The sequence below is a fragment of the Mesorhizobium sp. M0909 genome (assembly GCF_040319515.1).
GTDB lineage: Bacteria > Pseudomonadota > Alphaproteobacteria > Rhizobiales > Rhizobiaceae > Mesorhizobium.
The window spans coordinates 79,644-90,821 of the sequence record NZ_JAMYOA010000024.1; the positions used below are offsets into that span (position 1 = coordinate 79,644).

The 11,178-nt window shown below is 61.5% G+C and carries 13 protein-coding genes and 1 pseudogene; 6 read left to right on the plus strand and 8 right to left on the minus strand.

Annotation, left to right across the window (positions count from 1 at the left end):
- Positions 1-2 precede the first annotated feature (2 nt).
- Positions 3-1,109 (minus strand): efflux RND transporter periplasmic adaptor subunit, encoded by a 1,107-nt coding sequence (locus tag NKH83_RS27425; RefSeq protein ID WP_352808189.1) that lies wholly within the window; start codon positions 1,107-1,109, stop codon positions 3-5.
- 91 nt (positions 1,110-1,200) lie between these two features.
- The gene (locus NKH83_RS27430; RefSeq protein ID WP_352808190.1) at positions 1,201-1,563 is read right to left on the minus strand and encodes a hypothetical protein; all 363 of its coding nucleotides are present in this window, start codon (positions 1,561-1,563) and stop codon (positions 1,201-1,203) included.
- Between the two features lie 81 nt (positions 1,564-1,644).
- On the opposite strand from NKH83_RS27430, the pseudogene NKH83_RS27435 reads away from it, so the two are divergent.
- A pseudogene (locus NKH83_RS27435) lies at positions 1,645-1,941 on the plus strand (TetR/AcrR family transcriptional regulator); the annotation flags it as partial.
- Between the two features lie 112 nt (positions 1,942-2,053).
- Here NKH83_RS27435 and NKH83_RS27440 read toward each other — a convergent pair.
- Positions 2,054-2,404, minus strand: coding sequence for a nuclear transport factor 2 family protein (locus tag NKH83_RS27440; RefSeq protein WP_352808191.1), 351 nt, complete (start codon positions 2,402-2,404; stop codon positions 2,054-2,056).
- A gap of 328 nt (positions 2,405-2,732) precedes the next feature.
- On the opposite strand from NKH83_RS27440, the gene NKH83_RS27445 reads away from it, so the two are divergent.
- From NKH83_RS27445 to NKH83_RS27460, 4 genes are all read left to right on the plus strand, one after another.
- Positions 2,733-3,311, plus strand: coding sequence for a TetR/AcrR family transcriptional regulator (locus NKH83_RS27445; RefSeq protein ID WP_352808192.1), 579 nt, complete (start codon positions 2,733-2,735; stop codon positions 3,309-3,311).
- Between the two features lie 47 nt (positions 3,312-3,358).
- Complete coding sequence (gene fabF / locus NKH83_RS27450) at positions 3,359-4,663, plus strand: beta-ketoacyl-ACP synthase II (protein WP_352808193.1); 1,305 nt, start codon at positions 3,359-3,361, stop codon at positions 4,661-4,663.
- Between the two features lie 66 nt (positions 4,664-4,729).
- The gene (locus tag NKH83_RS27455; RefSeq protein WP_352507758.1) at positions 4,730-5,545 is read left to right on the plus strand and encodes an oxidoreductase; all 816 of its coding nucleotides are present in this window, start codon (positions 4,730-4,732) and stop codon (positions 5,543-5,545) included.
- Positions 5,546-5,804: 259 nt separating this feature from the next.
- Positions 5,805-6,005: a hypothetical protein gene (locus NKH83_RS27460; protein ID WP_352507759.1), complete on the plus strand. Its 201-nt coding sequence runs from the start codon at positions 5,805-5,807 to the stop codon at positions 6,003-6,005.
- Positions 6,006-6,032: 27 nt separating this feature from the next.
- On the opposite strand, the gene NKH83_RS27465 is transcribed toward NKH83_RS27460, so the two are convergent.
- The 5 genes from NKH83_RS27465 to NKH83_RS27485 form a co-directional block, all read right to left on the minus strand.
- Positions 6,033-6,662 (minus strand): hypothetical protein, encoded by a 630-nt coding sequence (locus tag NKH83_RS27465; protein ID WP_352808194.1) that lies wholly within the window; start codon positions 6,660-6,662, stop codon positions 6,033-6,035.
- The gene (locus tag NKH83_RS27470; protein ID WP_352808202.1) at positions 6,662-7,522 is read right to left on the minus strand and encodes a lanthanide ABC transporter permease protein PedC; all 861 of its coding nucleotides are present in this window, start codon (positions 7,520-7,522) and stop codon (positions 6,662-6,664) included. Before NKH83_RS27470 ends, NKH83_RS27465 begins: the two co-directional genes overlap by 1 nt.
- An 11-nt stretch (positions 7,523-7,533) precedes the next feature.
- The gene (locus tag NKH83_RS27475; RefSeq protein WP_352808195.1) at positions 7,534-8,322 is read right to left on the minus strand and encodes a lanthanide ABC transporter ATP-binding protein PedB/LutE; all 789 of its coding nucleotides are present in this window, start codon (positions 8,320-8,322) and stop codon (positions 7,534-7,536) included.
- Positions 8,323-8,420: 98 nt separating this feature from the next.
- Positions 8,421-9,386, minus strand: coding sequence for a YVTN family beta-propeller repeat protein (locus tag NKH83_RS27480; RefSeq protein WP_352700410.1), 966 nt, complete (start codon positions 9,384-9,386; stop codon positions 8,421-8,423).
- 21 nt (positions 9,387-9,407) lie between these two features.
- Positions 9,408-10,583: an ABC transporter substrate-binding protein gene (locus NKH83_RS27485; protein ID WP_502895631.1), complete on the minus strand. Its 1,176-nt coding sequence runs from the start codon at positions 10,581-10,583 to the stop codon at positions 9,408-9,410.
- A 330-nt stretch (positions 10,584-10,913) separates the two neighbouring features.
- On the opposite strand from NKH83_RS27485, the gene NKH83_RS27490 reads away from it, so the two are divergent.
- On the plus strand, positions 10,914-11,178 hold a 265-nt coding region (locus tag NKH83_RS27490), incomplete at its 3' end, for an alcohol dehydrogenase catalytic domain-containing protein (RefSeq protein WP_352808197.1).

Sequence of the window (11,178 nt, forward strand, 5' to 3'; positions counted from 1 at the left end):
CGTCAGTTGCTCCCGCTTTCGGAAGCAGACCTGACGCGAGCGCCCTCCTGCAGAAGATGAGCGCCGAGCGAAACGACCGGATCTCCCATGTTCAGCCCGGAGACCACGGCGCTTTCGCTTGTCACACGAACAAGGCCGACAGGTCGGAAGTGTACGGTCGAGGTGGCGCGATCCAGGGCCCAAACGCCTGTCTTGCCGCCATCATCGAGCACGGCTCCGAGCGGCACCTGGACCTCCGGCTGGCTCGCCTGGCTTGTGATCCGGATAGTCACGGTCGCGCCAAGCGGTGCTGCCGCGGCCTCCCCGTCGAGCACATAGCGGGCCTCATAGGTACGGGTCTGGGGATCGGCGGCATCCGACAACTGCCGCAGATGCGCCCTATGGCGCCCATCGGCTGCATAAACGGCGGCCTCGGCCACAGAGCCGATCGCCGGCCGGATCGTTTCGGGAAGCGCGACCACCGCCTCACGAGGGCCGGCCTGGGCGATCCGAACCACTGTCTGACCGGCGGAGACGACCTGTCCCGGCTCGCCGATGGTTTCGACCACAGTTCCATCCGCGTCCGCCACCAGGAGGGAATAGGCCGCTTCGTTTTCCGCGACTTTCGCTTCCGCTTCGGCGGCGGCGAGTTGTGCGGTCGCGGTATCCAACGCCGCCTTCGCCTGCTCGTAGCGCTGCGGAGTTGCTGCCAATTCCTTCTTGACCAGAACGGCATAGCGCTTTTCGTCCGCGCTCGCCTGAACCAGCACAGCGCGTGCCGCGGCGACCCCATTGCGCTTGGCGGTGAGCGCGAGAGCCAGATCGGTGTCGTCGATCCGCAGAAGCGGTTGGCCCGCCTTGACCCGTTCACCGACGTTCACCAGGCGCTCGATGATCTTGCCGGGTACACGAAAACCAAGATTGCTCTGCACCCGCGCGGCAATCGTGCCCGTGAAACCGCGTTCGGATCCAGCCACTGGCGCCGCCGTCACCAATCTGACGATCGGCGCTTCCTGCCTCGGATCCGCCACTGCGGTTGCCTGCGTGCGAATGGGCAGCGGGACGAATGCAGCCACCCCTAACCCCGCGGCCAGGATGCTGCCCAGCCCAATGACAAGTCGCTTTTTCATGCCCATCGCCTCATGCCGAAAGAGATTGCGTTCATTCTCTATGCTGTGTCCTGCGTCACCGGCAGCGGCCGGCTGCGACCTGCGCGGCGAGTCAGTCCGGTAGCGCGTCGGCGCGCGGATGCTTGTCGGTCCCAGTCGCGACTGTCACCTCCTCGCCGGACCTCGAGAACGCGTAGAGAGAGCCCCGGTAGCCCGGCATGGAGAAGGCAACGGAGTCGCGGTCGGCGAGGCCCATGACGACGCGCAGCGGATCGCCTCCGCCCTTGGGCGCGAAGGTGGCGGTGACCTCCAGGAGGTCGCCGTCGATTGGGACGTAATAGACCACCATGTCGAGGCGTCCGTTGTGCAGGCTGCCGGCTTCGATTGGGTGTCCGACGGTAGCTTCCTCGGCAAACGCTGGGGTCGCCAGAAACAGCGCGGTCAGGAGCGAAGCGCTCAGGATCTTGCGGATCATTTCGTGTCTCCTTTTTTAGATTGTAGTCGCCATCTATATAGCAGATAGATTACGAATGCAATCTAAAAAAAGAGATCGACGATGCGTGTGAGTCGCATACAGGCCGCGGAAAACCGCGAAACCGCAATCAACGTGGCAAGCCGCCTTTTGCGGAAGCGTGGCTTTGACGGCATCGGCCTCAAGGATCTGATGAAGGGTGCCGGGCTGACCCAAGGCGCCTTTTACAAGCATCGCATCAAAGGAGGACCTTGCGGCGCAGGCGTCCAGAAGGGCAATTTAGAGCGCCACCCTCCGAGGGTCGGCCGCGACCGGGGCAAACCCGAGGACCCGCTTGGCGCGGTGATCGCGTTCTACCGGGTCGATTCTGATAATCGAGGATCGGGAGGCATCGCTGGTGGAGAAATACGCATTTGCCGAGCCGACCGTACTGGGCGACCACCAGCTAAGCGATGAGGCCGATAGCGCACCTGCGGTCAACGCGACGGGCCTCTCACTGCGCTGCTGCTAACTTATAATCTGTTCGGCGACAGCTTCTTCGAAGCCCAGCTGTCGCTTGGGCGGCAAGACCCCGGGCCGCTGCTTGTGAATCGTAAAATTCCTCAAGTGCATGGACTCTGCCCCACCGCAAGGTGAACGTTGCGGTGCCGTCCCACTGGGCGAACACGGTAGTATGCCACGGCCAGCCCTTCACCCAGATGTGGTTAACCGTGAGATGGAGATTGGGGAGCACACGGCCGAGGCGCTCAAACCAGCGGCGCAGGGCTTCCTTGTCGTGGCGCTCACCACCAAGCGCGTGGGCGCCGGAAACGCGGTGATGGACATTCGGCGCGACTGCTTTCACCGCCTCATCCCAGCGATGATTGTTTACGTGGTCGAAGCTCTGTCGGATCGATTTCTCGACAATAGCTGTATAGCATTTGACCTCTCCTGATCCGGTGGAATCTTAGTGGTTTTCTGTCCGCTGGCCGGATCCGTGGCGCTGTCGGGAAGACCACCGAACGGGACGCCCGCCAGCACGATGGCGGGTCTCGTTTTCATGCCCATCTCAGTGCGGCCAAGAGCGGAGCGGCCGGGATTCTGTGGATCATCTCGCATCTTCTCTTGATAGATTGCGTTCGCCCTCTATATAAGATATAGATTACGAACACAAGCTAAAAGGGAGATTACCGATGCGCGTAAGTCGCATTCAGGCTGCGGAAAACCGTGAAACCGTTATCAATGTGGCAAGCCGCCTTTTTCGGGAGCGCGGTTTTGACGGCATTGGCCTTAAGGATCTGATGAAGGGTGCCGGGCTGACCCAAGGCGCTTTTTACAAGCAGTTCGCGTCAAAGGAGGACCTGGCGGCGCAGGCGTCCAAACGGGCGATGGAGAGCGCCACCCACCGATGGTCGGCCGCGACTACGGCAAAACCCGAGGATCCGCTTGGCGCGGTGATCGCGTTCTACCTCAGCATGGACCATCGCGAAGAAAGGATGGACGGCTGCCCGATCGTGGCGCTCGGTTCGGATGCCGCCAGACAGGGCGTGGACGTGAGAGCGTCGTTCGAAGCCGGGATCAGGGAATATCTTGATATGTTTGGTAGTTGGGTTGGCGAGGCCGACGGCGAGCGGCCCGGCGACAAGGCCATGGCCATTCTCTCGACAATGGTCGGTGCGGTGCTCCTTTCGCGCGTCGTCAACGACCCCGACCTCGCGCAGGCATTTCTGGATGCGGCGACAGAACAGGTTCGCGAAGCAGCCGGCGCTTGAATGGCGTGCGCAGCGCTGGCGGCGCACCCAAATTGATAGGAAAATAGATGCGACGGATTGTTGTCACAGGCATGGGAGCGGTCACGCCCCTTGCTGCCGATGTCGAAGCGTCCTGGTCGCGCCTCCTGGCCGGTCGCTCGGGTATCCGCAGGCTTCCGGACGATGTGGTGGGAGACCTCCCGGCGAAGATCGGAGGGGTGGTTCCCTCCCTGGAAGAAGATCCCGAAGCCGGCTTTGATCCGAATACCGTCCTGGCTGCGAAGGACCAGCGCAAGGTAGACCGGTTCATCATCTTCGGGCTCGCGGCTGCCGAAGAGGCACTCGCCCAAGCAGGATGGACGCCCGTCTTGGAAGCGGATCGCTTGCGCACGGCCATTATCATCGCGTCCGGCATCGGCGGGTTCCGTGCCATAACCGAGGCGGTGCGCACGGTGGACCTGCGCGGCGTCCGCCGCCTCTCGCCGTTTACGGTGCCGTCCTTCCTAGTAAACCTCGCGGCGGGCCACATCTCGATCCGCCATGGCTTCAAAGGCCCGCTCGGTGCACCGGTGACGGCGTGCGCGGCCGGCATCCAGGCGATCGGCGATGCGGCTCGTCTCATCCGGGCAAACGAGGCCGATATCGCCGTGTGCGGTGGAACGGAAGCATGCATGAATATCGTCAGTCTCGGTGGGTTTGCTGCCGCACGCTCTCTTTCAACCGGCTTCAATTGGGCGCCGGCTCAAGCCTCCAGACCGTTCGACAAGTCGCGGGACGGCTTCGTCATGGGCGAAGGAGCCGGCATGCTGGTCATCGAGGAATTGAGCCACGCGCTGGCGCGCGGCGCAAGACCGCTGGCCGAGCTTGTCGGCTACGGCACGACGGCGGATGCTCATCACGTAACCTCCGGTCCCGAGGACGGCGACGGTGCGCGCCGGGCCATGGAGATCGCAATCGCCCAAGCAGGGATTTCGCCCCGCGAGGTTCGTCATCTCAATGCCCATGCGACCTCCACGCCGGTGGGCGACCTGGGTGAGATCGAAGCGATCAAGAGGGTGTTCGGGCGCGATTTCGCGATAGCTGTCAGTGCTACGAAATCGGCGACCGGACACCTGCTCGGAGCCGCTGGCGGGCTCGGAGCTATCTTCGCAATCCTGGCGCTCAGGGATCAGATGGCACCGCCGAGCCTCAATCTGAGCGCTCCCGATCCGGCCGGCGACGGGATCGACTTCGTCGCAAACCAGGCCCGGCCGATGGCGATGGACTACGCAATCTCCAATGGCTTCGGCTTCGGAGGCGTCAATGCCAGCGCGCTGTTCCGGCGCTGGACGGATGATCTGGCCGGCGCGAGCACCGGAGGCGCTCATGATTGACGCCTTTCGCTCCGACCTTTCGCGCTTCTCCCCCGCAATGCAAACACGAAGAGAGATGTGATCTTCATGAACAGGACCAATCTAGGCGTCGCCCTGGTGACCGGGACATCCAGCGGCATCGGGCACACAACGGCCAAGGCCCTGCAGAACGCGGGCTTTCGCGTGTTCGGAACCAGCCGTCGCGCGGTCGTCGACCGATCCGATGGCGTTACCATGCTGGCCTGTGACGTGACCGATGACACGTCCGTGGCGAAACTTGTCCAGGACGTGCTGGCCGAGACCGGGCGCATCGACCTGCTTGTCAATAATGCCGGTGTTGGCCTGCTTGGTGGCGCGGAGGAGTCCTCGGTGGCCCAAGCCAAGTCGCTGTTTGACGTGAACGTCTTTGGCGTTATGCGAGTAACCAAAGCGGTGTTGCCGACAATGCGCCGCCAAGGCAAGGGCAGAATCGTCAATTTGAGCTCGGTGCAGGGGTTCATTCCAGCTCCCTATTTCGCGCTTTATTCGTCGACCAAGCATGCCGTTGAGGGCTACTCCGAATCGCTCGACCACGAACTGCGTCCTTTCGGAATTCGCGTCGTGTTGGTGGAGCCCGCCTATACCCGCACCTCGTTTGAAGAAAATCTCGCCAGGCCGGATCAGTTGCTCGATATCTACGACTCTGCGCGCGCCGGCATGAATGCAGCTGTGCGGAAAGCGATGGAAAAAGGCGATGCGCCGGAAGTGGTGGCCAGGACCGTTTTGGCGGCTGCGACCGATCCCGCTCCGAAGGGGCGCTATGCGGCTGGAAAAATGGCGCGCCAGGTCAGTTTCCTGCGCCGTTTCGTCCCCGCATCCGCATTCGACAAAAGCCTGCGAAAGCAACTCGGGCTCCCGGTTTGATGAAATCGACGAACAATCGGAATCATCGACGCTGGAAACATCGGCACCGCATTGGCGCGGCGCAACCTGACGCGATTGCTCTGGAGAACGCCCTGCGGTCGTTGGCGTTAGATTAGCGGTATGTTATGTTGCGGCGCGAAAGAGCGGGGGCCACCTCCCTTCACACCCGTAAGCGATCTGTATGTGCGACCCCTGCAGACTGGTGGGTAACACGGAAACCTCCCGGCATGGGTTCGGGATTCGATGGGGACAAGGGGCAATGCTTTACACGCTCGTTATGATGGTCTGCCTGACGGCTGTGCCGCAGACCTGTGAACAACGCGAACAGATGGTGGACGGCCTGGCGATGAATCCCGGGACCGCGTTCATGCAGGCGCAGCCGCTGGTCGCTCAGTGGATCGAGACGCATCCCGGTTATTTCGTGCAGCGCTGGCGCGTGCTGCCCGGCCGGGGTTCGTGATATCCGCCGCGACGATCGAATAGGGTTCTATTTCTTCGCGCCGAGCGTTTCCGAGACGACCTTGGACAATTGATAAAGCCGCTGCTCGATTATCGTCGGCACTTCACAGACGTAAGTCAGTGATTGGACGCGTTCATTGAAAATTCGCGTGGCGAATTTCAGCTGTTCGGTTCGCCGATCGATCTCTTCGGGATCTGCATCCGGCTTTGCCCGCAACGCATCGACATCGGACCCTTCCTTGCGCAACGCGGCGGCCATTTCGAGCTGCTTGTGGGCGTAGCGGGAAATGCCCGAAATCACCTGCGAGCGCTCGGCGTCCAGGTGATCGAACATGCCTTGCACCAGCATCGCCATTTTGGGTGCAAGCTGTTCTTCCGGCAAGGAGGCGGCGAAGTCCCTGATTTTCTTTTGAGCGTCCGCAATCGGCATCCGGCGAGCTGCCAACTCCTCGACCAGGGCGGAGATGGCGGGGTCCTTCGACCAGTCCTTCGCCGCTGAAGGAAGGTCCGGTCCGCTCCAGATCTGGCCGAGCGAGAGTTGAGGCACTTTGCGCTGCATGCAGGGCCAATCCGGATCAGGGTTCGCCGCCCTGGTGTTGATGCCCGGCGCGAGCGTGGCAATCAGAGCCAGGCCGCGAACAAGGCTCATTCGTGCCATCAGGTATTTCCTCCCGTGTCCTGTTTGCGGGTCATCAGGCCGCGCGAAGGGTCGTAGGCGATGATGGCGGCGGCAAGGAACAGCAGCGTGCAGCTGGCAACGACGCCTAGCGACAGCCACTCAACCTGGCCGTAGAAGGCGAAGCGGATCAGTTCGACGGCGTAAGTAAACGGATTGGCGAGGCAGATCTTGTAGAGCAGGGGGCTAGCCTCCTGGATACGCCACAAGGGATAGAGTGCCGGAGAAGCGAAATAGCCGGGAAAGATGACGAAGTTCATGATGCCAGCGAAGTTTTCGAGCTGCTTGATCATCGAGGACAAAAGCATGCCGAGCGCGCACAGCATCATGCCTGACAGGAACAGCGCAGGCAGTACGGTGAGATAGCCAAGCGGCGGCGCCTTGACGCCCCAGAACCATGCAACGATCAGGAACGCGTAAACCTGCGCGATCGACACGGCGACACCGGCGAGCATCTTCGAGATCAGTAAAAACCAACGCGGGAAGGGGCTGACCAGCAGGGTGCGCATGTTGCCCATTTCGCGGTCATAGACCATCGACAGCGAAGACTGCATGCCCGAAAACAGCAGAATCATGCCGCACAGGCCCGGCGTGATGTAGACCTCGTAGAGCACGTAGGTCTTATAGGGCGGGATGATCGATACGCCGAGCACCTGCCGGAATCCGGCGGCAAAAATGAACAGCCAGACGAGCGGCCGAACCAGCGAGGATATGAAGCGCTCGCGCTGATGCAGGAAGCGCAGGCACTCCCGCACGACGATCCCTTTTAGGCAAATGAGGTAGTGGGGGAGCCCAAATTGTTCGAACTTCACCGGCGTGAGGGCGGCGACTTTTGCGGGCATTGCGGGAGCGCTCATGGCGACATCTCCGCGATGCCGCTTGTTTCGACGCGGTTGAGCTTGGAAAAGGCGTCGCGGATCGAACTGGCACCGCTCGTCGCAACGACGTCGGCCACCTTACCCTTGGCCACCAGGTCGCCCTGCCGCAGCACGACGACATGGTCGCCGTCGTCGACCTCATCGATCAGATGCGTCGCCCACAGCACGCCGATGCCCTCGGTTTCGACGAGGTTGCGGATGGTGGCCAGAATGCCCGCACGCGACTGGATGTCGAGACCGACCGTCGCCTCGTCGAGCAGCAGTAGGGAAGGGCGGTGGAGCAGCGCCCGCGCGATCTCGATGCGCCGCATTTGGCCGCCGGAAAGACTGCGTGCCTTTTCGTGCTGACGGCCCTGCATGTTGACTGTATCCAGCAGCGCGGCAATGCGCTGCCGGGCATGGTGTCCGCCGATGCCATGCAATGAGGCGTGATAGGAGAGGTTCTGGTGGACGCTGAGGTCGAGGTCGAGCGTGCGTGCCTGGAACACGATGCCGACACGCCTGAGCGCTTCGCCCGAAGCGCGGCTGACGTCATGGCCGAAGATGCGGATCGATCCGCGGCGGGTGCCGTAAAGATGGCTGATCAGTGAAAACAAAGTTGTCTTGCCGGCGCCGTTGAGGCCGAGCAGAACGGTGAAAGTTCCCGGCGCGATCGAGAATGAGACATCATTGAGCGCCCGCTTCGAACCATAGGAGTGGCTGACGCCGGCAACATCGAGCGCCGCCACCTCGTCTCCAGCTCCGCTTGTCCTCACATGCTGCATGCCGCTGGCTCCTTGGGGGCGTGGCTGGTTATCTCGTGCACTGCAACATCCCCGCCGCAAAGATTTGTCATGTCGGCCTCCCTGATAATCCCTGCGGTCTAGTGGGGCGATATGGCCACGCCCCAAGGCTGTTGGCCCACCGTGACTGATTGAACCGGCTCGTCCGTCGCCGTGTCAATGAACGTGATGTCGTTGGAATTGCCGTTGGTGGTGATCAGCGTCTTCTGATCGGGGGTGAAGTCGAGATGCCAGACGCGTTGGCCGACCAGGATGTATTTTTCCACCTCGTAGGTTTCGGTATTGATGACGGCGACGTGGTTCGCCGGGCCGAGCGCGACATAGGCTTTCTTGCCGTCGGCGCTGATCGCGATGCCGACCGGCTGGATGGTTTCGGGCCGCAGTCCCGCAATCGCGAACTGGATCTTCTTCACCACCTCGCGTTTGAGACTGTCGATGACGCTGACGGTGCCGCCGATTTCGGCGCTGACCCAGATCTGTGATCCGTCGGGCTTGAATTGCGCAAAGCGCGGACGCGTGTCGACCAGGACGTTGTCGGTCACCTCATGGCTGTCGGTGTCGATGAAGTGCGCCATGCTGGTGGTTTCGGAGGTGTTGACCATGGTTTTGCCATCGGGGCTGACGGCCATGCCTTCAGGCTCCACCCCAACGGGAATCTCGGTCATGACCTGCTTGCTCTCGATGTTGATCGCGGTGACGAGATTGTCGTCCTCGTTGGCGACGTAGAGCGTCTTGCCGTCGGGTGAAAGCACGAACAGTTCGGGATCTGGGCCCGATGGCAGCGTGCCCACGATCTGCAGCGTCGCGGTATCGATGATTTCGATCGTATCGTCGTCGCTGGCGCACAAATAGATGAACTTGCCGTCATGCGAGATGGTGATACCGCGCGGCCTCTGGCCGACTTCGACGGTCTTCACCACTTGCATCGTCGCCGTGTCGACGACCGTTATCGTATTGTCTTTCTCGTTGGAGACATAAACGGTGTAAGCCCACGCCGGATTGGCCATGAAGCCGAGAATGGCGAGTGCGCAAGCTCGTCTCTGCACGAAAATTCCTCCCGATTGGTTCTACTTAAGGACGCATTTCGTTTCCGGCTGATCGACGCCGAGCGTATCGAGCTCGGAGATTTGGTGAAGATAACCCTCCTGTGGCGATGTCGAGACCACGGATTTGGTGTCGCCGAGCAGGATTGGCTGGCGAAGCTGATGGTTCCACTTGCGGAAGGTCAGCTTCTGTCCTTTGAAGGCGGCGACCGAGAAATCGTCCGAGCGGATGTAGTCGCTGATCTTCTTCGGATCGTCGCCATTGGTCCGCGTGCTGGCTTCGCCCACCGCCCGCACCGCCGTCCAGGCAGACATATCCTTGGACAGCATTCGCCGGCCGGTCGTCCTCAGGAAGCGGCTCTGCATCTGGATGCCGCCCCATTGCTCGCTCGCGGGATGCCAGGACGATGCGACGAGGCCCGCCGTGCCGGCGACCAGCCGCGGTGTCCAGGTGCGGTAGGGCACATAAGTTCCGAACACCTCGCTCTCATCGGCGACAAGCACCACGTCATGCTCCGGCAGATCCTGCGTGAACACGGAAATCTGCTGCTGTATCTGCGTGGCGCCGGTGTCGGTGCGGCGCGCCGTGCCGGTGTCTTTGAACTCCTTCTCGGCGACGATCTGACCGCCGAAGCGGGCCGCCGCGCGGCGCAACGCGGCCGCATAAAGATGATCCTGCTCATGCGAACCGTAGAGCAGCACCCAATTCGGCCATTTCTTTAACACGAGATACTGCGCCAGCGCGTCGGCAAGCATGCTTCGCGTCGGCGCGATATGGAAAATATTTATGCGGCAGTCTTCCTCGCGCAGGCTGTCGTCGGTAGCACCGACATTGAAGACCAGAACGCCCTTGTCGCGGGCGATGTCTGCGATCGACAGCAATTGCCTGGCCGAGAGGTCCGCGACAACATAGCGGTCACCTTTGGCAATCAGATCGTTGAACGCTTGAACCGCGTCGGCGTCCGGCTTGACCTCGGCCATGTCGAGGCTGAATTTCTGGCTGAGGAACTTTCCTGTCGTATTGTTGTCGCCGATCGCCACATTGGCGCCGGCAACACCTTCGTCGCGTGGCGGCAGGTCCAGCAGCGAAAGCGCCAGTTGCGGCGCGTAGGCCCGCAAATAACCTATTCTGATTTCGGTTATCTTTCTTTCCGGCCTGTCGGTTGCGATCAGTTGCTTCTCCGTCACTTCCTGGGCCATCACGTCCGCAACGTCGGCGGTCTGGAAAAAAAGGCACAAAAAGGCCGCGAGAGTGCCTGGCACCGCGCTCATCATCGATAAAACTGCCTGTTCTTGCACTAAAGTCCGATTGTTCCCGGACCAGCGCGAATTCAAGGTGCCCACAATGAGCTTAGCGGACCCCACAAGATTTATCAAAGCCCTGCAAGTGGGACTTACGTGTCTGCTTTAGTCCTATGCCTTTCGCGGAGATACGGCGGTGAATGAGCGTGTTGCGGTCCTCGACTCCGAGATCATCCGCAGCAATGCCGGAATGTGAAACTCTATGGGTTGCCTTGGGAGGATTGCCTGATGAAAACGCGCGCCGCTGTTGCCGTTGCCGCCGGAAAGCCGCTGGAGATCATGGAGGTCGACCTCGAGGGTCCTCGCGATGGCGAGGTGCTGGTCGAGATCAAGGCAACCGGCATCTGCCACACCGACGAGTTCACGCTATCGGGCGCCGACCCGGAAGGCCTGTTTCCGGCGATCCTCGGCCATGAGGGCGCCGGCATCGTCGTCGACGTCGGCAAGGGCGTCACCTCGGTCAGGAAGGGCGACCATGTCATCCCACTCTATA

What these genes read in the sequence shown, in the direction of transcription:
- NKH83_RS27425 (WP_352808189.1), bottom strand. Translation starts at nt 1,109, where the DNA reads ATGAAAAAGCGACTTGTCATTGGGCTGGGCAGCATCCTGGCCGCGGGG.
- NKH83_RS27430 (WP_352808190.1), bottom strand. Translation starts at nt 1,563, where the DNA reads ATGATCCGCAAGATCCTGAGCGCTTCGCTCCTGACCGCGCTGTTTCTG.
- NKH83_RS27445 (WP_352808192.1), top strand. Translation starts at nt 2,733, where the DNA reads ATGCGCGTAAGTCGCATTCAGGCTGCGGAAAACCGTGAAACCGTTATC.
- fabF (WP_352808193.1), top strand. Translation starts at nt 3,359, where the DNA reads ATGCGACGGATTGTTGTCACAGGCATGGGAGCGGTCACGCCCCTTGCT.
- NKH83_RS27455 (WP_352507758.1), top strand. Translation starts at nt 4,730, where the DNA reads ATGAACAGGACCAATCTAGGCGTCGCCCTGGTGACCGGGACATCCAGC.
- NKH83_RS27460 (WP_352507759.1), top strand. Translation starts at nt 5,805, where the DNA reads ATGCTTTACACGCTCGTTATGATGGTCTGCCTGACGGCTGTGCCGCAG.
- NKH83_RS27465 (WP_352808194.1), bottom strand. Translation starts at nt 6,662, where the DNA reads ATGGCACGAATGAGCCTTGTTCGCGGCCTGGCTCTGATTGCCACGCTC.
- NKH83_RS27470 (WP_352808202.1), bottom strand. Translation starts at nt 7,522, where the DNA reads ATGCCCGCAAAAGTCGCCGCCCTCACGCCGGTGAAGTTCGAACAATTT.
- NKH83_RS27475 (WP_352808195.1), bottom strand. Translation starts at nt 8,322, where the DNA reads ATGCAGCATGTGAGGACAAGCGGAGCTGGAGACGAGGTGGCGGCGCTC.
- NKH83_RS27485 (WP_502895631.1), bottom strand. Translation starts at nt 10,583, where the DNA reads ATGGCCCAGGAAGTGACGGAGAAGCAACTGATCGCAACCGACAGGCCG.